This is a genomic window from Paraburkholderia sp. NMBU_R16, from assembly GCF_013282575.1.
In the GTDB taxonomy this organism is placed as follows: Bacteria; Pseudomonadota; Gammaproteobacteria; order Burkholderiales; family Burkholderiaceae; genus Trinickia.
In genome coordinates, this window is sequence record NZ_JAAAYE010000049.1 from 18,905 (window position 1) to 42,731 (window position 23,827).

Below are 23,827 nucleotides of genomic sequence, written 5' to 3' on the forward strand. Positions count from 1 at the left end.
AACACCTCAAGGAGAATCACATGCAGAACGCTCGACGCGCCGGCACGACGATAGAAGGGATCGTGCCGGTCATGTTGACCCCATTCGACGAGTCGGGCGAAATCGACTACGGCGGACTCGAGCGGCTCATCGAGTGGTATTTGCAACATGGCGCCGATGCTTTTTTCGCGGTGGCGCAATCGAGCGAGATGCAGTTTCTTAGCCTCGCCGAGCGCGCGGAGCTGGCACGCTTCGTGGTCGATCGCGTTGCGGGGCGCGTACCCGTCGCCGTCTCGGGGCACATCAGCCATGCACCGCAGGCGCAGTACGAAGAATTGAGGGCGGCAGCGGAATCGGGCGCGGACGCGGTGGTACTCGTCACGAACCGGCTCGATCCCCACCGCCAGGGCACGGAAGCTTTCCGGGAGAACCTCGAGCGGTTACTGTCGCGTCTGCCGTCCGATTTGCCACTGGGGCTTTACGAATGCCCGGCGCCTTACCGCCGGCTACTGACCGACGAGGAACTGTCCGTTTGCATCGATACGGGGCGCTTCGTGATGCTGAAGGATGTCAGTTGCGATCTGGACGTCTTGAAGCGGCGCATCGCGCTCGCGAGCGGCTCGCCGCTCAAGATATTGAACGCCAATGCGGCCATTGCATGGGGCGCAATGAAAGCGGGATCGGCCGGTTTTAACGGCGTTTTCACGAACTTTCATCCGGATCTTTACCGGTGGCTCAGAATGTCGGCGCACACGGCGCCCGAGTTGGCGCAGGAGTTGTCCACGTTTCTCGTCGTATCCGCCGTATCGGAATCGCTTGGCTATCCCGCGCTCGCGAAGATTTATCACCAGCGTATCGGCACATTCGCGTCGATTCGCTGCCGAGCGATCGACTACGACGTGCGCGAGCGCTTCTGGGCGCTCGATGCCGTACTCGACCGTATCGTTTCGGGAACGGAGCATTTTCGAGCGCGCATTGCTGCTTTGAAATAAGCCGCGAGGCCTGCACGTGTAGCGTTCAACGGCTGGGCGTAGCGCTCATCCGCTGCGATAGAGCGACAAAAAGCCGGACTGATGAAGAGTCCGGCTTTTTGCTGTTTCCCCGCAACTGGTAGTCAGCCGGCTTCCGCCATGCACTTTTTGACGGACGACGTCTTGGCGGCGCCATGCAGCGGCTTACCGTTTTTGTCGACAGCCTTGCTTTCGCACTGGGCGCTCATGGCCTTCTTTGCGTCGCGCTCGCATTTCTTCATGAACGAGGCTTTGGCGGCGCCGCTGAGGGGCTTGCCGTCCTTGCTGACTGCTTTGGACTCGCAATCTCCGCCTTTCATCGTACTTGCGGCGGCAGCAGGGGCGGCCGGCGCCGAAGCAGCGGTTTGAGCCAGTGCGACACCCGTGGCGAACATGCTGACGATAGCTGCTGCGACAAACTTTTTGAACATGACCGTCTCCTCATCGAATAGCGCGAAGCCGATTGCTTCAATCCCGTAAACGGTGCCGAAGCCAACCGGTTGACCGGAAAGCGCGACAAGTTAGCATGGTGGAGTGCTGTCCCCTGCTTTCCTACGCATCTCATCGAGCATCTGGTCGGTGACCTCCTCGTCGAGGCCCAATGCGTCCACAGCGAGATAGAAGTCGAAGGGAGAGACGAGCCCGGAATCTTTGGCCAATGAAAATATCGCCAAATCCAGTTTCTCCGCGCGGCCATGTCCTGGGAAAAGGGTGCATGCGCCCTTCCACAGAAGCGTGCGCCCCATCGGATCGTGATCGTAGGCGACCTCGGCGAGCGGGACGAGAGCGCTGTTGAAATAGCGCGAATCCGGCACGGTCTGTCCGGTTGAGTCCAACTCCAGCTCCGGCAATTGCATACGTTCGAATGTGATATTGGCCATCACCTGGTGCAGTGGGCGCGCATCGGTTCGTTGTACCAACGCCGAAACGACTTGCCGCAGGAGATCCGCGTCCTCGCGCGAATGGGCAGATTGTCCGACTGCGTCCAGCAGCCGCTCCCGCAACGCGTCGATCTGAACGTTGCCCAGCCTCCGGCATATCGACTCGAGGGCGACGAGCTTGTCCCAAATCCCGCTCACTGGAGATTGCGGTTGCCCCGGTTTGGCCCCCACGACCGAATCGATCGTCAGCTCATGCACGATCTCGTCGATCTCGCGCATTTGATCAGCGGAAAATACGGCATCGCTTGCGGCGGATCTGCCCACCGAGGCTCGGCGTGGCGGCGCGCTAGCTCGAGACGTGGACCCGGACGAAGATATCTGTTGAAGGTCACTTAAGCCGCCCGTCGCGGCAGGGCGCCGTGCTGCGGGAGGCGGCGTCTCGGGCTGCGTTGAGCCGGAATCCGGTTGGTTCTGAGCGCGTTCGGGCCAACCCGAACCGCTTGCATTCGTTCTGTGCAACCCACTCATATTCACTTCCTTTTGGCTTCGGAGAGGCGGGGATGTCGACGCGGAAATCGTTACCGCGAGGCAACGCAGGCCTGAATGCCGCTCGCAATTGCCCCCGATAAGCGATCGATCGTCTCCGGGCGCGCGAGGCGCGCTTCCTCGTCGGGGTTAACGATGACCCCCGCTTCCACGAGGACCGCCGCAATGGGCGCAGTGCGCAGCACCATCAGATCGTCGAAGCGATGAATGCCCAGACGGGCATCGATGAGCGGCCGATTCTCCCCGCGTATCGGCTGGGCATGATAAAGCGAGGGCCTTTCGCCTGCGGCCAGCAATTGGCCAGCGATAGCTCGAGCGCAGTTCAAGCTTTTCGCATAGGCGGGATTGCGTTCGGAGACAAAGATCGCAAAGCCGCGGAATTCCCGTTGCCGTCCCGCGTCGATGAACGGCTGCTGAATCGAATCGTGATGGATGGAGACGAACAGGTTTGCGTCGGGGGCTTGCGTCGAACGTGCGGCCAGTGCGATTTCCCGGCCGTCGGCCGATGTGCGCATGACCCGGTCGCCATCGGAACGTAAGCGCTCCGCTACGGCTGCCGACAGATCGAGGTTGTAGCGGTATTCGACGCGCCCGCTCGCGCCGGTGGCGCCAGGACGGGCGGGCGTGTGGCCCGTGTCGATCACCACGTAGGGAATCCGCGACGCGCATGGTGCAACGGAACCGTGAAAGAACGCAAGGCAAACGAAGACCGTCTGCGCGGCCCGCAGGCGCACGCTGTTTTTCAAGTTCATGTGGGTCGACACCGCGAGGCTTAGCCGAACGGATTGAATGAATGGTGACGCTGATTATCACATTCGTATCGCACCCCGTTCGAAACCCGCTTCGCTGAAGTCCCGCTAATTTCGCCCCGCGAAGCGCGCGTAGGACTCGCCCGTTGGTTCAATGAACACGACGTTCATGAATTAACGAGGCATCGATGTCGAGATTGAGGCTGTCGCTACCCGTACTGCGCAGGACAAGCGCGCCCGCCGACGAAACTGCTTCGAATGGGCGCACCTCAGCGCAGCAAAGTCCCCCGCCATTGGCGAACCCCGGGCAGCCGAATGCCGGTCGCAGCCGCGACCGCAATCCCATGCTCGGCAGGATGACTACGGCCGTTCGCGGCGCGCGGGGAGCGGCCTCACCGGCGCCGCGCAATGCACCGCCGTCTCAGCCGCTGGTCATTCGGGAGCCATCTCCGGAACCGGTTCCCGTACCGCGCGCGGTCTCGGGCAAGGGCAAGGGCAAGGGCAAGGGCAAGGGCAAGGGCAAGGGCAAGGGCAAGGGCAAGGGCAAGGGCAAGGGCAAGGGCAAGGCACCCATGTTCGATGAACATGGGCCCGAGCTCGCGGGCATCGAGCCAAACGTCGTCGACCGAGAGGACGTTGCCAGCACATCGGCATCGGTCACTCCGGCCAAGCGCTATCAAGCCCATCCGGGCGGGGGATGGGGCATGTCGATACTGCTGGGCATCGAGCCGTTGGCTTCGCCGCGGATCGGCTCCGACGGTTTGCGGCTCGCGCTGCCCCGATCCTCTCAGGCAGGCAGCGCAAAAGCCGATGTATTGTTGACGCAGCTTGCAGGCGTCGCATCCCACCCGGACGTGGGACCGGCGCAAGCGCCAAGCGGCAGCCCCACCGAACTCGGTATGCGACTGGCACGCGGCGACATGGCCGCGCTCGCGCCACTCCTGACGCTGACCGCGCGCGTTCACAGCAGTGCGAGAGCCGCAACCGAGACATCGGCCGCCGGCGCGATGGCAGCTCTGGCTTTGAGTGGAAATGACGGCATCCAGATGTTGGGCGCCCGACTGCAAGAGGCGGCCAATCACCTCGATGAACTCGAACTGGCGCTCGACTTCGCGCCTGACGACGGTGAAGGGGTGGCCCGCGCACGCGCGCAACTGGAGGCCGCTCGCGCAGCGCTCGACGCCATTCAGGCGGACTCGGTCCATTGCACATTGCAGCGCGCCATCGACACGCACGAGCTCTTGCCCGAAGCCGCGGTCATCGGCGAGCTCGCGATGTTGGGCACGCTGCGCCCCGCGATGCTGGACTCGAGCGAGAGCGGCCGTGACCGCTTGGCGCAGGAGGCATCGCGACTTGCCGACGGTCTACGCGCCATGATGGCCGCATCGGTCGACGGTGAGCATGCGCTGATCCGCGAAGCCGGTGGCGCGGGCCTCGCCGTGTCGTCAGTATTGACGAGCGCCGCTGAGCGCGTGGCCGAACTCCATGACGCGATGCCGGCAGGCCCCGCCCGGAATGCGCTTGCCAGTTTATCCGGGGCGCTTGCTTCGGCGCAGACATGGCTTGCCGATGGCCCCGCTCGGGAGCGCGTGCCGCGTCGGGCTGCGCACCTCGTACCTTCGCTTGCTTCGCCGTTTCGGGCGACTGTCGCAACCGATGCTGCGGCAGTGGCCGAGCACAGGAGCGAACTGGCACGACAGAGGACCGCGCTCGCTCAGTTGCCGACGCTGGCCGCACGGCTGCCCGCTCAGATGCCTTCCGACACGTCGCCTGCCGAGCGCGACCGGGCGCTCAACGATGCGATTGCGAACGAGATACGCCGCTCGCTCGGGCCGCATACGCCCCTCGATACGCGTATTGAATTGGCGCGCGTGGCCATGCACTTCGCTGCGGGCAGCGCTGCCGAACAGCAGCGGCTCGCACGCATGCTCACGAGTGCCGCGCTGGATACGGAGCGGCCAAGCGCCGACCAGATCCTGCAAACGGTCGGCACGCGCGGCGGCGCGGCGCGCGTTCAGGCGCTGCACGATCGTCTCGGCGACATCGCGGCCGAGCTGACCCCTGCGGATGCAGAGGCTTTCGTTGGGACCCTCGAGCGCACCTGGATTCTCGATACCGCGCCTCGCCAGGTGGTTTCCCTGCGAGATGTCGCGCGCGCCGTCATCTCGCGGCAACGGCCTGCGGCATTCGCGGGAGACCGGGCGTTCGGCCTGCCGGACGACCCCAAATGGCTGAGTAGCAGCCGACAGCGCTCGCGAATCGTCGATGACTACTTGTACCAATGCAGCGGGCCGCGCGGTGCCGATCGCCGCTCGGCGATCGAGGGGGTCGTCGACAATCGCACGGTGTTCAAGCAAATCCTGGCCCTGGCGTCGGACATGGAAGCATTGCGCGGACATCGTCATCATTTCGTCAGTTTCGCCAAGGCGCTCTTGGCGGAGGATGACGACCGTATCGAAGGCGGCAATCGGCCTGCCGTCGAGTCAGCGCAGCGCTATGAGATGCTGCATGCGTTGATTGCCCAACTGCCGGCGTTCGGGACGGCATCGGGCGATCGCCAAACGGTCGCTGACGTCATGACGCTCGTTCTCCGGCAACTCGAGAAGCGTCATCTGCTCCCACATCACAAAGCGCGCCTCGCGAAGGAACTGATCGAGGTCACCGGACATTTGGCCACGAGCCGCTACAGTGCGAGCGATGCCCACCAATCGCAGGCGCTCGATGCGATCAAGGCAGGCCTGACCCACTTGCGCGGTGACGCACTCGCGTCGCTGCTGCAACAGTTGCTTCTGTCCAGGGAAGGTTGGAGCGCCGAGCGCGGCGCACACAGCTTATTACCGCGATCCCGCGGCGAAAAGCGCAGCATGGGATGGTCGGCCGTCTTGCCGCCGGTTACCGTCGCTGCGGGCGTCACGGTTGCATGGCGAACCGCCGTCGGACGCAGCAGCCCCAAAAGCAAAGCGCTCGACGTCGCACTCGCCGCACTAGAGCGCGACATCGCCGGGAACTCCCGCTGGGGCGAAACGCAAAGCGCTGCATTTTTTCCGCTCTATCGCGAATTGCTGCATTCGCTCTCGACTAGCGCCGAGCAAGGCGATGCTAACTCGAAGACGCACCTTGCACGCGTGCTCGCCTGCATCGTGCAAGGCACGTTGCCGACGGAAATCGACGCGCCGCAGCGCGATCAGCGCTTGTCGCAGGTGATTGGCGACGATCCCGCATGGCGCGCGACGCTCGTGAAAACGCTGACCGTGGCTGTCAAGGAACGAAAAGGTGCGGCCAGTACACCGCTCGCGCGGATCCATGCGGCGCGCTATCTGCAAAACCTCCTCGCCTGTGGCACCGCGGGCCTCAGCGACGCCGAGCGCAAAGCGGCGCAGGCCGCGATCGATCGGGCGGCGGCGAGCAAATCGGCCGACTGGACCGACGCCAAACAACGCTCGGTCCTGTTGGCAATGATCCGTGAGGCACAACGCGACGGTATGCCGGTGCGGCCCGAGGCCGCGAGTGTGGCCGCGGCCAATCTATTGCCCGCATTGCGCCCGCAAATGTTCATCGAAGACGCGCGCGAAGCGGCGTCGACGGTGCCGCCGCTGTTGCAGCTTTACCCGCTGCTCGACGAGCGATCGCGGGCCGCGTTCAGAACGGCGCTGCACAATATTGCGCCTGAGGTGCCGGCGCCTGGGGGCCCGGCGGCACGCAATCAACTGCCGCTGCTGAGTCTCGCCACGAGTCTTGCGCGCTTCAAGGGCAGTGCCGAGACTGCCGAGGAACTCACCGGGTTGCTCAAATCGGTGTGGCCGCGCTTGAACGACACGAATCAGCAAGCCGCATTGCACGATATGTTCGAGGGGTACGACGAGGCGACGCCCGAGGCACGCGACGCTTTGCTGTCGGTCGTCGCCCAGCTCGAAGACGAGCGCCGCTTCGTCAGCGGAGCAATCGAGCTCCTCGAGAACGCTCTGCCGTCGACCGCCTCCACGACCGCCTTGCACGAAACGCAAGCCCGCCGCGTCATCGATATGGTGTTGAACCGGATACCCGATTTGTCTAACGAAGCGCTATCGGACCTCGCGAGCCATATCGCGCGCGACAGTGGCCCGGCGCGGCAACCGCTGATCGATGGTTTCCTCGCGACAGCAGGCCGCCTGGAGCCTCGATCGCTCGCTCAGGTGCTGAGCGCGGAACTCGATCGTCTCGGCACGCTGTCGGCTGCGGAAACTGCAGCCGTCGCGCTCGGATGGCGCGCGGTTGCGGACGGAATGGACGACAGCAAGACCACTCAGCGCGATACGCTACGGCTCTTTGCGAACGTTGCGACCGGGGCGAGCAGCGATGCCCAGGCGGATCGAGTGGTGGAGGGCACCGCGATGGCCGTCGCGGTCCCGGCCGCGGCCGCGAGCCAACTGCTGACCGTGCTGCCCACGCTGCCGAGCCGGATGCAGGCCACTGCACTGCGTTACATCGTGGGCGAAGGCGCACCGGCCGACATCCGCGATTCGGTCGTCGACAATCTCTTCCGCGATTTTGCGACGGCCGACGCCGCACGCCGCACGCTCGCCATCGAACTCGGCGGGCCTACCGCGGTCGGCCGTGCGCTCGAAGCCTTGGGCACGGCATTCGGCGCGCCGCAGTTGCACAATGGCACCGGCGTGACGCGCCCCGATCTCGACCAGCCTTTTCTCGCCTCTGGCGGACCCGACGGCTCGTTGCACACACTCCGCTCGGCGCTGATGGCCCCGCAGCGCGGTCCGCAGGAGATCGCCGTGGCGCTCGAGGCAATGGCGGATCGGTTCCAGGCGCTGCCGCTCGCCTATCAGCGGCAATTCAGGGAGCTGTTCCACGAGCGCGGTCGGCAACTCCCCGATGCGTTACGCGGGCGCGTGATCACCACGCTCGCACTGGCGAATCCCTCGCTTGCTGAAAAAGACGAATTCTCCGCGATTGGCCGCGAACTGCTCGACCGTCATCGTGCCGACGGTGTACCGGGGGTTGCCGCCGTGCGATTGGTCGGCGGCAGAATAAACAATGCCGATGCCGCACTCGCCGCGCTGCGGCGCACACGCCTAACGTTGCTGAAGCCTGCTCAAGTCCAGGCGCGCAACCCCGATTCCACCGCCGATGCGAGCCCGAGCGCCGGATAGACAGTATCGACGGCTGCAAGATCCGCTCGCATTTCGGCAATCAGCCACTCGCGGACTTCGGCGACGATCGGCCGCAGTGACTTGCCAGGTGCCCACGACAAACAGCACATTCGATTCGTCACGAGCAGCTCGTCCTCGGCAGGCACGAGGGCGTGCTGCGCGAGCCAGTGCATGACCACGCTGACCCACCCGAGCGCGATTCCCTGGCCGAGCAGCGCGGCCTGTAGGACGATGGCGTAGTCGTTGAAACTCAACACGCCGCTCGCGTGACTTGTCTCGTTCCTGAATGCGGCGAAACGCGTGTGCCAACCACGCTCCTCGTCGTCCATCACGATGACCGTATCGCCATGCGCACGCCATTCGTCGGTGCGCGCCATGTCCCGATAGCGCGCATTGCAAACCGGCAGCAATATCTCGGGCATGACTGGTACGCTGTTTTCGCGCAGTTCACCCTGTTGCACGAAACGCATGCCCAGATCGACATCGCCGAGCGGTCCGCCGAGGCGGCCCGATATCAACTGAAAACGCAGATCGACCGAGGGAAACGCCCGATTGAGCCGGCTCATCCGCGGCATCAGCCAGTGTGTCGTGAAGGCGGTGGAGACCGACAGCGTCACAGGCTCGACGCCGGTTGCACGCGCTTCGATCTCCCGGATCGCATCCTCGATACCGTTCAATCCCTCCGAAATTTTCCGATACAGGATCCGGCCGTTCTCGGTCAGCTCGATTCCGCCGTGCACGCGCTCGAACAGACGCACGCCGATGTGATCCTCCATGCGCGACAGCATACGGCTGACGGCCGGTTGGCTCACATACAGCTCTTGCGCTGCGCGCGTGAAATTACCGCAGCGCGCGGCGGCTTCGAAGACGAATAGCGCATTCGCGCTTGGCAGTTTTCTGCGTAAGCTGGGCATGACCTGATGTTATGCCCAATCCAACAATTTGGGAATTGCCGCCAAAAAGACCGACGCCTATATTTCCCACATCGCAGGCTGACATGAGCGGGAGACAACGATGGATGCACGAGCGAAAGCGGGCGTATCGATTCGATCCGCGGCGAAGCGTTATGGCCCGGTGGTAGCACTCGACGACGTATCGCTCGATGTCGCTCAAGGCGAGTTCGTCTCGCTGTTGGGCCCGTCCGGCTCCGGCAAGACGACGCTGCTCGGGATTCTCGGCGGGTTCGTGCAGCCCAGTTCCGGCAGTGTGTGGGTCGGCGAACGCGATATTACATTTGCGCCGCCGCACAAGCGCAACATCGGGATGGTCTTCCAAAGCTACGCGCTCTTTCCTCATATGAGCGTCGGCGAAAACGTGGCGTTCCCGCTGCGCGCCCGCCACGAGGTGAAGTCCGGCTGGGCGGCCAAGGTGGCCGAAGCGCTCGCGATGGTCGAACTGCGCGGCTACGAGCACCGGCGCATCAGCGAACTTTCGGGCGGCCAGCGGCAGCGCGTCGCGCTCGCCCGCGCGATGGTGTTCGAGCCGCAATTGATTCTCATGGACGAACCGCTTTCGGCGCTCGACAAGCAATTGCGCGAGACCATGCAGCTCGAACTGCGGCGGCTTCATCGCCGGCTCGGCGCGACGATCGTCTATGTCACGCACGACCAGCGCGAGGCGCTGACGATGAGCGACCGTGTCGCCGTATTGAAGGACGGCAGGCTCGTGCAAGTCGATACACCCGAACGCCTCTATGACCGGCCTTGCAATGCCTTCGTGGCGAGTTTCATCGGCGAGGCGACGCTGTTGCCCGTCGCACGCGCGGGCGCCGACGCGGTCACGCTAGGTGATACGGTGCTCCGTACCGCCTATCCGTTGCCGAGTGCGGGCGCGCTGCTGCTTGCCGTCCAGACGGAAAAACTCGTAATCGATACAGGCGATGCACCGCCCGACGCCAATCGACTCACCGCGCGCGTGACGGAGGTGCTGTACCAGGGCGAAAGCCTGCGCGTATTCGCGGCGCTCGCGGATGGCACGACGGTCAGCCTGCGCCAGCCGGGCAATCACGCCGCGCGGCAGCGTGTGCCGCCGCCGGGCGCATCGGTATCGGTGGTCCTGTCGCCGCGCGACACCATCGTCGTACCCGCGTAAGCAGTCAACGCGTACTCGCGTACGCCTTTTCATCTTCGATTTTTGTCTTTCACCCAACCCGCAACGCCATCAAGGGATGAACTCATGAAGCTCACTGATTTCAAGGTGCTGACATTCGACGTGGTCGGCACACTCATCGACTTCGAACGGGGGGTGCTCGAGTCGGTGCGCCGCCTCGGCGGTCCCGCCGCGAAGGATTTGACCGACGACCAGATCTTCGAGCCGTATATGCGCGGCCGCGCAGCGTTCCCCGGGCGCTCGAGCCATGCGATGGCGAATGTCTATCTGGGTCTCGCCAAGGAGTTGGGCCTGCCCGACGACGCCCAATCCGCCGCGGCATTTCAGCGCGACGTGCTCGATTGGCCGGCATTTCCCGATTCCGTCGAGGCGCTCAAGCGGCTGCGCAAGCACTTCCGGCTCGTCGCGATGACGAATGCGGACCGTGTCGCGTTGTCGGCGTATGCGCATACGCTGGGCGATCCGTTCGACGATTCTGTCTGTTGCGACGAGACCGGCGTGGCGAAACCCGATCCGCAATTCTTCGCGTACAACCGGGGCCGCCAGGCGGCATTCGGCTATAAGTTCCGGGACATTTTGCATACCGCGCAAAGCCAGTACCACGATATCGGGATCGCGACGGAACTGGGCTACGCCACCTGCTGGATCGAGCGCCGCCGCGGTCAGAAGGGATTCGGCGCGACGCCCGTGCCGCAGAAAGTCACCACGCCGACGTTCTGCTTCCCGACGCTCGCTGCGCTGGCGGACGCGGTCGAATCCGAACTCGCCACGGCTTGATCATGCTCGCGCCGCTCGCTTCGACGTCGCCGCAGCCGGATTCGTTGTGGCGCCACCTCGCCGCACGCACCGGCACGCTCGATCTGCCGGTGGGGGCGGGGCAGCTTGCCAGCGATGTACAGACCGAGGTCGCCATCGTCGGCGCCGGCTATTCCGGTCTCGCGGCCGCGTATGCCCTGAGCCGGCGTGGCGTACCGTGCGTCGTGCTCGACGCAAACCCCGTCGGCTGGGGCGCGAGCGGCCGTAACGGCGGTGTCGTGTCTTCGAAGTTCCGGTTGTCGTTCCCGTTCATTGCTACGCATTACGGGCTCGATGTCGCCAAGCGCATGCACCGGCTCGCACATGAGGGAGTGCGCGTCGTCGAGTCTTTCGTCGACCAGTTCGCCATCGCGGGTGCCGAATTCGAGCATACGGGCAGTCTGCGCTGCGCGCATACCGAGCGCGCGCTCGCGGCCTGCGTTGCCGAGGCCGAATGGGTGCGCACGTCGCTCGGGGACCGGACGATGAGGCCGCTCACACGCGCGCAGACCGAAGAGGAAACGGGTTCGAAGGGCTTCGTCGGCGGCGTACTGAGCGAGGACGCCGGTACGATCCTGCCGCTCGAGTATGTACTCGGCATCGCGCGCGGCCTGGCGGCCCGCGGGGTGGCGATCCACGAATCGACGCCCGTCGTCGCGATGGAGCGCACCCGAGGCGTGCCGGGCGTCGCATTGCGCACGCCGGCAGCGACGGTGCGCGCGAAGCAGGTGATCGTCGCGACGAACGCCTATTCGGGCATCACGCCGGCGACGAGCGCGTATCAGCGCGAACTCGTGCCGTTCCGCAGCGCGATGATCGCCACGGAGCGGCTGCCGGCGGAACTCGACGCGAAGCTGATGACGGCGCGGCGCAGCTATACCGAGACGCGCCGGATGATGAAGTGGTTTCGACGCGCCGACGGCCGCATGCTGTTCGGAGGCCGCGACGCATTCGGCAAGGAGGGGCAGGACACGGGTTTCGAGGCATTGCGGCGCGCCATGGTCGCGCTCTTCCCGGATCTGGCGGGCGTGCCGATCGCGTTTCGTTGGTCGGGCTATGTCGGCATGACGTTCAATGCGCTTCCGCACGTCGGCCGCAGCGACGACGTGACCGTCTTCTGCCTCGGCTACAACGGCGCCGGCATCGCGATGGCGAGCCTCGTCGGCCAGCATGCGGCCGCGCTCGCCCTCGGCGAGACACCCGATCTCGCGCTCCTGGCGCAAGACGGGCTGCGGCCGGTCCCGCTCCATTCGCTGCGCGCGCCGGGCGTCAGGCTCGTCGCTGCGTGGTACCAGTTTCTCGATGCGGTGGGGGTATGATGACGACTGTCAGGGGAATCGTTTCGGAGGGCGAATTGATACGGCCGTCCGACGCCGATACAGCACAGCGCTACCAGCGACGCGAAGACCGCGCAATGCTGTTCTTGATGGCACCCGCGCTGGCCGTCGTCACGGTATTGCTCGTCGTGCCGCTCGCGTGGCTATCGTGGCAGTCCATTCGTCAAGACGGCGGCTTCACGCTCGCGAACTACCGGCGCATTTTCAGCGGCACGTATCTCGACACTTTTTCGCTGACGTTCAAGCTGAGCATCATCGTGACGGGCGTGACGCTGCTGCTGGGCTATCCCGTGGCCTATCTGGCCGCATCGGTTCGACCGAGGCTGGCGGCGCTCATTCTAGGGATGGTGATCCTGCCGTTCTGGACGAGCGTGCTCGTGCGCACCTACGCATGGCTCGTGCTATTGCAGCGCACGGGCCTCGTCAACAAGGCGTTGATCGCATCGGGCCTCATCGATCATCCTGCTCGGCTCGCCTACAACCAGTTCGGCACGATCATCGCGATGGTCCATATCCTGTTGCCGTTCATGGTGTTGCCGCTTTACTCGGCGATGCAGAAAATCCCGACGAGCCTGTCTCAAGCGGCGGCAAGCCTCGGCGCTTCGCCCACGCATGCGTTCTTCCGCGTGTTCCTGCCGCTATCGATGGGCGGCGTCGTTGCCGGCGTCACCCTCGTATTCGTGCTCTGCCTCGGTTTTTACATTACCCCGGAACTGATGGGCGGCGGCAAGTCGATCATGGTGTCGATGGTCGTGAGCCGTAATGTCGAGATCTACAACAGCTGGGGAGCCGCAAGCTCGGTGAGCGTCGTGCTGCTGCTTTGCGTGTTCGCGATCTTCTACGCGGCAAGCCGTGTCATTCCGCTCGACAAGACCCTGGGGGCAAAGTGAAAGCTAATCCGCTCGCGCGTGGGCTGCTGATCGCATCGGTCGTGCTGATCCTCGCGTTTCTGATGATTCCGGTGTTGATCGTCGTGCCGCTGTCTTTCTCCGATACGCGGTTCATGACGTTCCCTCCGCCCGCGTTGTCGTTGCGGTGGTACGAGGCGTTTTTCGGCAATCCCGACTGGCTCGCGGCCGCGCGCACCACGCTCGCCGCGTCGTTCTTCGCGACGGCCATTGCGACGCCGATCGGCGTGGCGGCGGCGTACGCGATCGAGCATGGCACACATGCCTGGATCCGGCGGCTGCGGACAGTGTTGATGTTGCCGCTGATGGTGCCGATCATCATCGTTGCTGTCGGCGTGTTCTTCGTTTATTCGAAGCTCGATTACGTCAATACGCTGGGCGGGTTGATCGTCGCCGACGCGATGCTCGGTTTGCCGTACGTCGTGATTTCGGTCGGCGCGGATCTGCGCTCGTTCGATCACGCGCAGGAAATGGCCGCGCGCAGTCTCGGGATGAATCGGCTGCGCAGTTTCCTGGCCGTCACGCTTCCGCAGATCCGCTCCAGCGTCATCTCGGGTGCGGTTTTCGTCTTCATTCAGGCACTCGATGAAACGGTCGTCGCGTTGTTCGTCTCGGGCGGCCCGAACCAGACGCTCACTCGCCGGATGTTCGTGACACTGCGCGACGAGATCGATCCGACGATTGCCGCGATCAGTACGATGCTGACCGCGCTTACGCTGACGCTCGTGCTGATCGTCGTCATCAGCCGCCGCGGCGGCGTCGCGCAAGCAGCCCGCGCCTGAGCATTTTCGACTCACCGAAATCCGACCGAGCCCTTATGAACAACGCATTGAAGTTCTATATCGACGGCGAGTGGGTTGCGCCGGCCGGCAACGCACGACTCCCCGTCATCGACCCAAGCACCGAGACACCGTTCGCAGAAATCGCGCTTGGCGACGCGCGCGACGTCGATCGCGCTGTAGCCGCGGCCCGGCGGGCCTTCACGACGTTCTCATTGACCGATCCGGCCGAACGCATCGCCCTCGTGCGCCGGATTCTCGATGCCTACCTCGCTCGCTACGACGAAATCGCCGACACCATTTCCCGTGAGATCGGCGCGCCGCGCCCGTTCTCACACGAATGGCAGGCAGGGCTCGGCCGTCGTCATCTCGAGGAGTTGCTGCACACCTGCGAGGCGTTCGCATGGCAGCGCAGCAAGGGAACGACACTCGTGCGCTATGAGCCCGTCGGGGTTGCGGCGCTGATCACGCCATGGAACTGGCCGATGAATCAGATCGTCTGCAAGGTCGCGCCCGCGCTCGTTGCCGGTTGCACGATGGTGCTCAAGCCAAGCGAGGTTTCTCCGCTGAATGCCGTGCTTTTTGCCGAGGTGCTCGATGCGGCCGGTGTGCCGCCCGGGGTGTTCAACCTCGTACAAGGCGACGGGCCGACGGTCGGTGCGGCGTTGTGTTCGCACCCAGGGATCGACATGGTCTCGTTCACCGGTTCGACGCGCGCGGGCGTGCAGATCGCGACGCTTGCGGCGCCGAGCGTCAAGCGCGTGCACCAGGAACTCGGCGGCAAGTCGGCGAACCTGCTGCTCGACGACGTCGATTTCGAGACTGCCGTAACGAAGGGTGTGAACAGCTGCTTCAGCAACAGTGGGCAATCGTGCAATGCGCCGACGCGGATGCTCGTGCCCGCAGCGCGTCACGAAGAGGTGCTCGAGATCGCCTCGCGCGCGGCCGCCGCGCATCGCGTCGGCCCGGCCGACGCCGACGGCACGACGATGGGCCCGGTCGTCAGCCACGTGCAGTTCGAACGCATCCAGCGCTTGATCGCGGCCGGCATCGAAGAAGGTGCGAAGCTGGTGACGGGTGGGCTGGGCCGGCCCGCCGGCCTCGAGCGCGGCTATTACGTGCGACCGACGCTATTCGCCGATGTGCGGCCCGATATGACGATTGCCCGCGAAGAGATCTTCGGCCCCGTGCTGGCAATACTGCCGTACCGCGACGAAGAAGAAGCAATCTCGATCGCGAACGATACCCCGTACGGTCTTGCCGCGTACGTGCAGTCGCGCGACATCGAGCGTGCGCGTCGCGTCGCGTTCCGCATGCGGGCGGGCAGCGTCTATCTGAACTATCCGGCGTGGGACCCGGGCGCACCGTTCGGCGGCTACAAGCAATCCGGTAATGGGCGCGAGTACGGCGAATGGGGGCTCGAATCGTTTCTCGAGGTCAAGGGGGTCGTCGGGTACGGGGGCTGAGAAGGGGCTCTAGACGAGGGGCAATCGTCCTTTTCGTGCAAAACCTGGCGATTTGTTTTGAAATCGCAGGAAAAATCAATAACTTGAATGCGCTGTGATTTCGCGAAAGCGCATCCTTTTGATGCAAAGACCAGCGGTCTGCCCGCAATGCGTCGGTCGGTACTTTCTTGCCCTACTTGGGCGATATCGCTAGAAGTTGCGCTAGATCAAGACGGGCTTCGACCGCCTGCACAGACTGCAAGAGTGACGAAGCCTTGCGCCGTTGGCCAGGCCGCTGCGATCAAGACGGATAACTTGCTCAGGGGACATCTGTTGCCGCTGGTTTTTCTCATCGGAGAGTCAATCATGAACAGTCCAAGCTTCAGCGCATGGTCGCAACGCCGCCTGTCGTGCTTGCTGCTCGCCCTACTGGTCGTCGATCGCTGCATCGTCTGGTTGCATGGCGGCAGCGGTACGGGACTGCTCGAGATGATTACTCACTCCGTGGGTGTGGGCGGTATCGGCGTGCTGTTCGCCGGGCATTGCGATACCTACGAGGGACCCGTAGTCACGTTGGGACGACAGGCGCTCGACGGTGGCAATGTCAACCTGGTGCTGCCTTGGGTACGGCCGGAGGACGAGGGCGAGATTCGCCACGCATTCCAGCATGCGCAGGAGGTGCGCCGGCTCGGGACCGAAGCGCGCGAGCTGGCGGATCGCTTCTTCCTGGAAACGCTGGTGCGCGTGCATCGTGCTGGCGAAGGCGCACCCTTCACCGGTCTCAAGCACGCTGAAGATACCGGCCCCACGATTCCGGCCGCCGACCAGGCGCTGGAAGATGGATCGATCAGCAAGGTATGGACGCTACTGTCCGACGCGCTGCATGCAGGCCTGCATCAGCGCTTTGAGCGCGCGGCCGCGCGTAAGCACTACGCGGTTGGCGATGTGCCGGCCGGACGGGCTTACGTCTCAGCCTATGTGCCTTACATCCATTATGTGGAGGCGTTGTGGGATCTTGCCCGCGGGGCGGCGCCTGCCCATCATGGCGAGCACGAACACGGCGCGCAACACCCGCATTCGCACGGGGAAGGCGCCTAGGGGCGCGGCTTGCCGGCGGACGACGCGCAAATGATGCCCGCCAACATCGCGAGGGCATTTGACAGGCTTCGAGGCTGGCCCACTGGTCGGCGCCGATTACCCCGACTAGTGGGCTTCCCGCAGCATATCCGCGATTCGCTCGGCAATCATGATCGTCGGCACGTTCGTGTTCGCGCATGGAATCGATGGCATCAACGACGCGTCGCAGACATAGAGCGCGTCGACGCCATGCACTGAGCCGTCCGGGCCTGTCACCGCGAGCGGATCGTCGGCTGCGCCCATCCGACAGGTGCCCGCCGGATGCCATGTCCCGCCAACCGACTGTTTGACGAATGCGGTAAGCGCCGTATCGTCGGCCAGCAGCGCATCGAGCGCGATCCCTTGTGTAATGACTTGCTCGATCAACGTTGCCCGCAGCGGCCCCGCGATGTCGAGCAGCGCGCTGAGTGCCCCGCGCTGCACCGCATTCCATCTGCCGGGTCGCGCAACCGATGCCACCCGCGGCGAATAGCTCGTGGCAAAGCGCGGGCCGAGCCGCGCGGCGACCAGGGCGTCCGCAAGTGTTGCCGCTCCGAACCGCATTGCGCCTTTGAGCCGCTCCAGATCCCGGGGATCAGACAGCATTGAAAACTCCACCGTCGGCTCGTCATCCGCCCTCGCGGACGCGAGCGTCACGCGGCCGCGCGAATACGACTTGTTGACCCAGAAGAACATCGTGCCGAGCCGATAGCCGACCGAGTGCCAGCCCGAGCGCGACAGAATCGCACCGTGCATATCGCCCGCAGGCGTGCCGGGCAGTCCCGACGAGTAGCGCACGATCGCCTGCTCGTGATGTTCCTCGGGAAAGGGCGTGCGCATCGTGCGGGGCAGGAAGGCCGATACGGCGATGGAAGGATGCTCCATCAGATTGTGGCCCACGCCTTCGCGCGCGGCGATGACTTCGATGCCTTGCCGCGCGAGATCCTCGGCCGGGCCGATGCCGCTGCGCATCAGCAGCGCCGGGCTGTGGATCGCGCCCGCGCAGACGATGACATGCCGCGCGCGTGGTGCCACGAGCGTGCCGTCGGCAAGGCGTACCTCGGCGCCCGTTGCGCGCCGCCCGTCGAATCGCACGCGCTCGACGAGCGCGTCCGTGTGCACCGTCAGGTTCGGCCGCGCGCGGGCGGTTGCATCGAGATAGCAGATCGATGTGGGTATGCGCTCGCCGGCCTCGCTGACGGCGATCACGCCGACGAATACGCCGTCCTCCCATGGCCCGTTCTGGTCCTCGCGCAGCGGATAGCCACGACGCGCGAGCGCGGCGACGACACTCGTCACGAACGGCGATAGGCGATCGACGCTCGCGCGCCGGACCCGCAGCGGCCCGTTCGTACCGTGCAGCGGACCGGTGAGATCACAGTCGGTTTCCAGCGCCCGAAAATACGGCAGGCAGTGTGCCCAATCCCATCCCGACGCCCCCAATTCCGCCCATTCGTCGTAGTCAGCGGGCGCGCCGCGGTTGGCCATCAGCGCATTGATCGCGGAGCCTCCGCCGAGCAGCCGTGCCTGTTCGTAGCGGCGCCGGGCGGCCGGTGCGCTCATGCGAGCCTGCAAACGTCGCCAGATGTTGCGTGTGTCCAGATACGCCCGGCCCGGATACCGGCTGCGAATGTCGGCGGGCATCGACGCATGAGTAAGATCGCGGCCGGCTTCGACCAGGCATACGGTACGGCTCGCGTTCTCGCTGAGCCGCGCGGCCAGCACGCAGCCGGCCGAGCCGCCTCCGAGTATCAGGTAGTCGTACATGGTCGAAGAGCAGAAAAAAAGCGCCGCAAGCGGCGCAGTTGGAAAGCACTCGGCATCGGCGGTGCGCAGCGCGCACTGACAAGCGTTTCGGTATTACTGCTGCATGAACTTGAGCCAACGTGCCTTCGCCTGGACGCCGGCATCGGACGCCCACCATTCCTCCGACATCAGCGCTTGTTTTTTTGCGTTCTCGGGCGAGCTGGGCAGCTCGCTCGCGCGCTTCGCCGAAATCTTGCCCGTCTTGTATGCGGCGGGATTGCCCGGGCCGTAATCGATATAGGTGGGCAGATTGGCCTGCAGCTCGGGAGACACGGCCGCGTCGATAAAGCGTATCGCATTAGGCAGATTCGGCGCATTTTTGAGAACGCAGAGCTGTGTATTTTGCAGAATCCCATCGTTGTAAGTGAAGGCGATATCGGGATTGTCTTTTGCGACCGTGCTCGCCCGGCCATTCCAGATCATTTCCATGTCGACCTCGCCGTCATGCAACAACTGCGCGGACTGGCCGCCCGAAGTCCACCAGACGGCGATGTCGGGCTTGATTTGCGCGAGTTTCTTGAACGCGCGATCGACATCGAGCGGATAGAGTTTGTCCCGGGGCACGCCGTCCGCCATAAGCGCCGCTTCGAGCACCGTCTGCGGATCGTTGCGCAGCGCGCGCGTGCCGGGGAAACCCTTGACGTTCCAGAAGTCGGCCCAGCTTTGCGGGACCTTCTTCACGGTCTTCTTGTTATAGCCGATCACGGTGGAATAGAACTCGTATGCGACCGAGTAGGGCGTGCGGTATTTCTCGGGAACCGCCGCCGCGTTCGGCATTTTCGAAAAGTCGAGCTTTTCGAGCAGCCCCTCGCGACCGCCGCGCAGGCAGTTGGATGTAGGCGTGTCCACGACATCCCAGATCGGCTTGCCCGTTGCGCCTTGCGCCTTGATTTGCGGCCATGCGTCGGGAATGCTGTCCTGCTTGATCGTGATGCCGAGCTCCTTCGCGGCCGGATCGAGGATCGCCTTGGTCTGGGCTTCCTGATAAGCGCCGCCCTGCGAGACGAAGGTTATCTGTCCCGCGGCGAACGCAGGTGCGGTGCCCGCGCACCCGATCGAGAGTGTTATGGCAACCGGGCACAAGGTCTTCAATTTGATCACGGCTCTTCCTCGACGCAGTAAGGGAAAACACTGTCCGTGCGGGTTCGTCAACGTTCCCGCACGGCGGCCCGGAGCAGGTCTGGCATCCGGTTGCTTCGAATATAGTGAGCCAATTTCGTGGCTACAACGCCGAAATTGTTTGAGTCGGTATGACTTGATGTAATGCCCGCTTGTGGGTCAGTCTGGCGGACACCGATGCACGGAACTCATTGAATGAGACAAATGGCGTTGGACCTCATTTCAGCCGAGGTTCTGCCGTAGACCCACGAATGACGAGCCGGGGTGCCGAAGTATGAACGACTGTCGTGTCCATCGCGCGTCCGCTCATCAGATCGATGAGTAGAGCGATTCCCTTTTCCGCAAGTTCGGCCGTGGGAATAGCTACGGTGGTCAGCCCGGGCCGCGATTGTCTGGCAGGAACGATATCCGTGATACTGACGACCGAAAGATCGTCGGGTACTGAGTACCCCAGGTCCGACGCCGCATTCAACACACCCAACGCGGGAAGATCATTCGATACGAACAGCGCCGTCAAATCAGGGCGAGCAGACAGAAGTTCCGTGGCAACGCGATATCCGTCGTCAAAGGAGTCCTCCGTGAAGCGCTCGTCAGCTGCCACCCGACGAATTTTCGCTTCACGCATGACCTCTTGATAACCGGCATAGCGTGCCCGGTGAATGCCGTTCTTCCTGCTGCCGATGATGGCTCCGATGCGCCGGTGCCCCAGTTCGACGAGGTGCCTCACAGCAAGCTTCGCGGCAGCTTTGGCGTCAAATGTCACGCAAGGAATGCCGGGCGGTTCGTCAGGCAGTTCCCACACCGATATGACAACGGGGATGCCGCGCTGCTGCAGCTTGCGCAGCTCCTCTATCGGCAAATCCCCGAAGTTCGCTACCAGCACCCCGTCGGAAAGAGAACCCGCGACCTGCTGCAGAAAGCTCATCCCGCGATCGGGCTCGTGATCGGTGTTGCACACGAGCAGATGGCGCTCATGCTTGAGTGCGGACAAATTCGCGGCAAGCGTGAATTCCGGATAGAACGGGTTGGTGATGCAACTCAACATCAAGGCGAGCGTCGGAGCTTTGCGCTCGACGAGCGCGCGCGCCGTCAAGTTGGGGCGATAGCCTTGTCGTTCCACTGCCTCGAGTACGCGCTGCCGTGTCTCTTTCCCTACGCGCCCGCGCCCACGCAGCACATTCGATACCGTCATGACGGAGACGCCGGCGTCTTCCGCTACCTCTCTGATCGTGACGGCGGGGGGGAAATGTTTGCTGCTCATGGCGAATGGTTTCGTAGCGGGGCGCCGAAATTTGCGCGACGCCACATTCAATCGGCGCAGGCAAAGGTTGTCAACTCGCGATCGGTAGAAAACCTATTGCGCTGGTTAAAAATCCGGCGTAGAGTCCGGTCGGACAACAGGGAAGGTTACATCCGGACAGGCCTCGCGGCCTTTTTTAAATGCCTGATGGTGTAACGTTAAATCATATTGGACGGAGACATGGCGGCCATCTCACTGAAAGGCGTGGCGAAAGCATACGGAGACCACGCGCCCGTACTGCGCGGAATCGACCTCGATATCGGCGAGAACGAGTTTTGCGTCTTCCTCGGACCGTCGGGCTGCGGTAAATCGACACTGCTGCGCATCATCGCCGGGCTCGAAGACGCGACAGCGGGCGACGTTCAAATCGGTGGGCGCATTGTCAACGCAATACCTCCTGCCAAGCGGGGAGTGGCAATGGTCTTCCAGAGCTACGCCTTGTTTCCTCACATGACGGTCGAAGAGAACATTGGCTTCGGTTTGAAACTGTCGGGGCTACCCGCCGGTGAAATCGAAAGCAAGGTCCGAACGGCGGCCAAAACCCTGCAACTCGACGCATTGCTGAAACGAAAACCGGCCGCGCTCTCGGGCGGACAGCGTCAGCGCGTTGCAATCGGCCGCGCCATCGTACGGGAGCCCGGTGTGTTCTTGTTCGATGAGCCGCTTTCGAACCTCGACGCCATGCTCCGCAGCCAGACGCGCGTCGAGATCGCTAAACTCCATCGTCAGTTCACACAAGCGAGCACGGTCTATGTGACGCACGATCAAGTCGAGGCAATGACGCTCGGAGACAAGATCGTTCTATTGCGCGCTGGCGCAGATGCCGAGCGATTTGGAAGCATCGCTCAAGTTGGGTCCCCCCTCGAGCTTTATCACCGTCCGAACAGTCGGTTCGTTGCGGAATTCATCGGCAGCCCCAAGATGAATTTTCTCGGGGCGACCGTCCATTCGTTAAGCAACGACGGGATTGTCGCAAGGCTGGACCAGTCCAACGACGATGTACTGGCCAAAGTGGACGCCTCCTCGTTGCGTGTCGGTCAACCGGTGCAACTCGGCATCCGTCCGGAGCACTTCGACCATGTGGTCGATAGCGGCGCCAAGAGTGAGCAAGGCCCGAACAGTACGATACAAACGCTTCGGCGCAAGATCACACTGGTCGAGCGCCTGGGCGAACACAGCTATCTGCATCTCGGCGAACCGGCCGCCGGGACCACGGTTGTCGCCAAGCAGCCAGGCGACGTGACCTATCAGCCTGGCACGCGTATCGCGGTTCGCTTCCATTCCAGCGCCTGCCACGTATTTACCGCCGACGGCAGTGCAGTACCGAAGCTTCAGTAAAACAACGTTCGGAGACATCCATGAAACGAATCATTGGACTTTCAGTCCTGAGTGCCGCGCTGTCCGTCGCTGCCTCCGCTAGCGCCGGCACGCTTCAATTGAACATTGCTTTCAAGGGAGCGGAGACGCGTGTTGTCTGGGAGAACCTGATCAAGCAGTTCGAGCAGGCCAACCCGGGGGTAAGCACAAAAGTCGCCTTCGTGGAAGAGGAAACATACAAGGTTCAACTTCCGGCATGGCTGACGTCGGTGGCCCCGGACGTGATCAATTGGCATGAGGGCGAGCGCATGGCCTACTACGCGAAACGCGGCCTGCTCGACGATCTGTCGGCCGACTGGCAAAAGAACGATTGGAATACACAGTTCGCGTCACTGAAGACTCCATCCTCGTACAACGGCAAGCAGTATGCGATGCCAACGCAGTACTTCGCGTGGGGCGTCTACTATCGAAAAGACCTGTTCGAGAAGGCCGGAATCAAAGGCGAACCGACGACCTGGCAAGCATTTCTGGACGATTGCAAGAAGCTCAAAGCCGCCGGTATCGCGCCGATCGCGGTGGGCGGTCGGGATTCGTGGACACTCGCTGCTTGGTTCGACTATCTCGACTTGCGCATGAACGGCTACGACTTCCATATGAAGTTGATGAACGGGGAGATTCCCTACACCGATGCGCGCGTAAAGAACGTGTATCTGTCCTGGAAAACGCTGATCGACAACAAGTACTTCATCGACAATCCGCTTTCGTATAGCCTGGACTCCGTCCAGCCGCTCTACAGCCAAGGGCAGGCGGCCATGATGCTCATGGGAACCTTTCTGTCCCCAGGGCTCCCTCCGGCTACGAAAGCCCAAACCGGCTTCTTCAGGTTCCCGACCGTGGATCCAAAAGTCACGCCCGCGGAGGATGGGTCGGCCGAATGCCTGAACATTCCGATGCGGGCAGCCAACAAGGCCGATGCACGCAAGTTCCTCGCGTTCATGGGTCAACCGGATAACGACGCGGCACTCGCCAAAGGAGTAGGTACATTGCCCGCCAATAATAAAGCGGCCATGCCCGACGATCCGATTGCCAAGATCGGGTTTCAAATCCTGTCAGGGACGACGGGTGGTGTGGCTCAGTTTTACGACCGGGACATGACCAAGGAGATGGCCGACGAAGGAATGAAGGGGATGCAGCGATTCGTCAGCGACCCCTCGAAGCTCGATGACATTCTTAGCCACCTCGAACAGACCCGCAAGCGCGTCTACAGCAAGTCCTGATCAAGCGAGGTTCAGATGGCCACAGCTGAAGCGAGGGAGTCGGTGAATCGGACCTCATCTGCGCAGCAATCCCGTCGATTGCGCTGACCTGCCCCCTTCGGTAGGGCCAGTCGGCTTCTAGCAAAGTCCCTTTAAACCAGCTCCTGGAAAGCGGCAGGAGCATCCGCTGTTGCCCGATGTTTCGCCGCGAACTCTGCTGGCGAAAGATAA

Annotated in this window: 18 protein-coding genes; 11 read left to right on the forward strand and 7 right to left on the reverse strand. The window is 63.3% G+C overall.

Annotated elements, in window-relative coordinates:
• Positions 1 to 20: 20 nt before the first annotated feature.
• Entirely contained in the window at positions 21 to 971 is a 951-nt protein-coding gene (locus GWC77_RS21500) for a dihydrodipicolinate synthase family protein (RefSeq protein WP_173260180.1), read from the forward strand.
• A gap of 122 nt (positions 972 to 1,093) precedes the next feature.
• Here GWC77_RS21500 and GWC77_RS21505 read toward each other — a convergent pair whose 3' ends face one another.
• The 3 genes from GWC77_RS21505 to GWC77_RS21515 form a co-directional block, all read right to left on the reverse strand.
• Positions 1,094 to 1,420, reverse strand: coding sequence for a hypothetical protein (locus tag GWC77_RS21505; protein ID WP_173260181.1), 327 nt, complete (start codon positions 1,418 to 1,420; stop codon positions 1,094 to 1,096).
• A gap of 90 nt (positions 1,421 to 1,510) precedes the next feature.
• Positions 1,511 to 2,149, reverse strand: coding sequence for a hypothetical protein (locus GWC77_RS21510; RefSeq protein WP_173260182.1), 639 nt, complete (start codon positions 2,147 to 2,149; stop codon positions 1,511 to 1,513).
• A gap of 299 nt (positions 2,150 to 2,448) precedes the next feature.
• The gene (locus GWC77_RS21515; RefSeq protein ID WP_173260183.1) at positions 2,449 to 3,168 is read right to left on the reverse strand and encodes an N-acetylmuramoyl-L-alanine amidase; all 720 of its coding nucleotides are present in this window, start codon (positions 3,166 to 3,168) and stop codon (positions 2,449 to 2,451) included.
• A gap of 353 nt (positions 3,169 to 3,521) precedes the next feature.
• On the opposite strand from GWC77_RS21515, the gene GWC77_RS21520 reads away from it, so the two are divergent.
• The gene (locus tag GWC77_RS21520) at positions 3,522 to 8,309 is read left to right on the forward strand and encodes a hypothetical protein (protein ID WP_173260184.1); all 4,788 of its coding nucleotides are present in this window, start codon (positions 3,522 to 3,524) and stop codon (positions 8,307 to 8,309) included.
• Here GWC77_RS21520 and GWC77_RS21525 read toward each other — a convergent pair.
• The gene (locus GWC77_RS21525) at positions 8,252 to 9,223 is read right to left on the reverse strand and encodes a LysR family transcriptional regulator (RefSeq protein ID WP_173260185.1); all 972 of its coding nucleotides are present in this window, start codon (positions 9,221 to 9,223) and stop codon (positions 8,252 to 8,254) included. The genes GWC77_RS21520 and GWC77_RS21525 overlap by 58 nt on opposite strands.
• 100 nt (positions 9,224 to 9,323) lie before the next feature.
• Between GWC77_RS21525 and GWC77_RS21530 the strand changes: the two genes are divergently transcribed.
• The 7 genes from GWC77_RS21530 (at position 9,324) to GWC77_RS21560 (ending at position 16,780) form a co-directional block, all read left to right on the forward strand.
• On the forward strand, positions 9,324 to 10,400 hold the full coding sequence (locus GWC77_RS21530) for an ABC transporter ATP-binding protein (protein WP_173260186.1): 1,077 nt from the start codon (positions 9,324 to 9,326) through the stop codon (positions 10,398 to 10,400).
• Between the two features lie 84 nt (positions 10,401 to 10,484).
• Positions 10,485 to 11,195: an HAD-IA family hydrolase gene (locus GWC77_RS21535; protein WP_173260187.1), complete on the forward strand. Its 711-nt coding sequence runs from the start codon at positions 10,485 to 10,487 to the stop codon at positions 11,193 to 11,195.
• 2 nt (positions 11,196 to 11,197) lie between these two features.
• Positions 11,198 to 12,532 (forward strand): FAD-binding oxidoreductase, encoded by a 1,335-nt coding sequence (locus GWC77_RS21540; RefSeq protein WP_173260188.1) that lies wholly within the window; start codon positions 11,198 to 11,200, stop codon positions 12,530 to 12,532.
• A complete protein-coding gene (locus GWC77_RS21545) occupies positions 12,529 to 13,440 on the forward strand; it encodes an ABC transporter permease (protein WP_173260189.1) in 912 nt (303 codons plus the stop codon). Before GWC77_RS21540 ends, GWC77_RS21545 begins: the two co-directional genes overlap by 4 nt.
• Positions 13,437 to 14,240: an ABC transporter permease gene (locus GWC77_RS21550; protein WP_173260190.1), complete on the forward strand. Its 804-nt coding sequence runs from the start codon at positions 13,437 to 13,439 to the stop codon at positions 14,238 to 14,240. The genes GWC77_RS21545 and GWC77_RS21550 overlap by 4 nt, the downstream gene beginning before the upstream one ends.
• A gap of 35 nt (positions 14,241 to 14,275) precedes the next feature.
• Positions 14,276 to 15,703, forward strand: a complete 1,428-nt coding sequence (locus GWC77_RS21555; RefSeq protein WP_173260191.1) for an aldehyde dehydrogenase family protein — start codon at positions 14,276 to 14,278, stop codon at positions 15,701 to 15,703.
• Positions 15,704 to 16,048: 345 nt separating this feature from the next.
• Positions 16,049 to 16,780: a DUF6448 family protein gene (locus GWC77_RS21560; protein WP_173260192.1), complete on the forward strand. Its 732-nt coding sequence runs from the start codon at positions 16,049 to 16,051 to the stop codon at positions 16,778 to 16,780.
• A 105-nt stretch (positions 16,781 to 16,885) separates the two neighbouring features.
• Here GWC77_RS21560 and GWC77_RS21565 read toward each other — a convergent pair whose 3' ends face one another.
• From GWC77_RS21565 to GWC77_RS21575, 3 genes are all read right to left on the reverse strand, one after another.
• Positions 16,886 to 18,565 carry a GMC family oxidoreductase gene (locus tag GWC77_RS21565; protein WP_173260193.1) on the reverse strand — a complete coding sequence of 560 codons (1,680 nt, stop codon included), beginning with the start codon at positions 18,563 to 18,565 and terminating at the stop codon, positions 16,886 to 16,888.
• A gap of 93 nt (positions 18,566 to 18,658) precedes the next feature.
• The gene (locus tag GWC77_RS21570; RefSeq protein WP_173260194.1) at positions 18,659 to 19,705 is read right to left on the reverse strand and encodes an ABC transporter substrate-binding protein; all 1,047 of its coding nucleotides are present in this window, start codon (positions 19,703 to 19,705) and stop codon (positions 18,659 to 18,661) included.
• Between the two features lie 235 nt (positions 19,706 to 19,940).
• Positions 19,941 to 20,984, reverse strand: a complete 1,044-nt coding sequence (locus GWC77_RS21575) for a LacI family DNA-binding transcriptional regulator (protein WP_173260195.1) — start codon at positions 20,982 to 20,984, stop codon at positions 19,941 to 19,943.
• A 219-nt stretch (positions 20,985 to 21,203) separates the two neighbouring features.
• Here GWC77_RS21575 and GWC77_RS21580 point away from each other — a divergent pair, with 219 nt between their 5' ends.
• Together GWC77_RS21580 and GWC77_RS21585 are read left to right on the forward strand one after the other, a co-directional pair.
• Positions 21,204 to 22,361 carry an ABC transporter ATP-binding protein gene (locus tag GWC77_RS21580; protein ID WP_173260196.1) on the forward strand — a complete coding sequence of 386 codons (1,158 nt, stop codon included), beginning with the start codon at positions 21,204 to 21,206 and terminating at the stop codon, positions 22,359 to 22,361.
• 20 nt (positions 22,362 to 22,381) lie between these two features.
• Positions 22,382 to 23,617, forward strand: a complete 1,236-nt coding sequence (locus GWC77_RS21585) for an ABC transporter substrate-binding protein (RefSeq protein ID WP_173260197.1) — start codon at positions 22,382 to 22,384, stop codon at positions 23,615 to 23,617.
• Positions 23,618 to 23,827: the final 210 nt, after the last annotated feature.

Excerpts from the sequence above, each read along its gene's own strand:
- GWC77_RS21580 (WP_173260196.1), top strand. The coding sequence starts at position 21,204 with ATGGCGGCCATCTCACTGAAAGGCGTGGCGAAAGCATACGGAGACCAC.
- GWC77_RS21505 (WP_173260181.1), bottom strand. The coding sequence starts at position 1,420 with ATGTTCAAAAAGTTTGTCGCAGCAGCTATCGTCAGCATGTTCGCCACG.
- GWC77_RS21535 (WP_173260187.1), top strand. The coding sequence starts at position 10,485 with ATGAAGCTCACTGATTTCAAGGTGCTGACATTCGACGTGGTCGGCACA.
- GWC77_RS21565 (WP_173260193.1), bottom strand. The coding sequence starts at position 18,565 with ATGTACGACTACCTGATACTCGGAGGCGGCTCGGCCGGCTGCGTGCTG.
- GWC77_RS21585 (WP_173260197.1), top strand. The coding sequence starts at position 22,382 with ATGAAACGAATCATTGGACTTTCAGTCCTGAGTGCCGCGCTGTCCGTC.
- GWC77_RS21545 (WP_173260189.1), top strand. The coding sequence starts at position 12,529 with ATGATGACGACTGTCAGGGGAATCGTTTCGGAGGGCGAATTGATACGG.
- GWC77_RS21555 (WP_173260191.1), top strand. The coding sequence starts at position 14,276 with ATGAACAACGCATTGAAGTTCTATATCGACGGCGAGTGGGTTGCGCCG.
- GWC77_RS21500 (WP_173260180.1), top strand. The coding sequence starts at position 21 with ATGCAGAACGCTCGACGCGCCGGCACGACGATAGAAGGGATCGTGCCG.
- GWC77_RS21540 (WP_173260188.1), top strand. The coding sequence starts at position 11,198 with ATGCTCGCGCCGCTCGCTTCGACGTCGCCGCAGCCGGATTCGTTGTGG.
- GWC77_RS21515 (WP_173260183.1), bottom strand. The coding sequence starts at position 3,168 with ATGAACTTGAAAAACAGCGTGCGCCTGCGGGCCGCGCAGACGGTCTTC.
- GWC77_RS21510 (WP_173260182.1), bottom strand. The coding sequence starts at position 2,149 with ATGCGCGAGATCGACGAGATCGTGCATGAGCTGACGATCGATTCGGTC.
- GWC77_RS21560 (WP_173260192.1), top strand. The coding sequence starts at position 16,049 with ATGAACAGTCCAAGCTTCAGCGCATGGTCGCAACGCCGCCTGTCGTGC.
- GWC77_RS21520 (WP_173260184.1), top strand. The coding sequence starts at position 3,522 with ATGACTACGGCCGTTCGCGGCGCGCGGGGAGCGGCCTCACCGGCGCCG.
- GWC77_RS21575 (WP_173260195.1), bottom strand. The coding sequence starts at position 20,984 with ATGAGCAGCAAACATTTCCCCCCCGCCGTCACGATCAGAGAGGTAGCG.
- GWC77_RS21525 (WP_173260185.1), bottom strand. The coding sequence starts at position 9,223 with ATGCCCAGCTTACGCAGAAAACTGCCAAGCGCGAATGCGCTATTCGTC.
- GWC77_RS21530 (WP_173260186.1), top strand. The coding sequence starts at position 9,324 with ATGGATGCACGAGCGAAAGCGGGCGTATCGATTCGATCCGCGGCGAAG.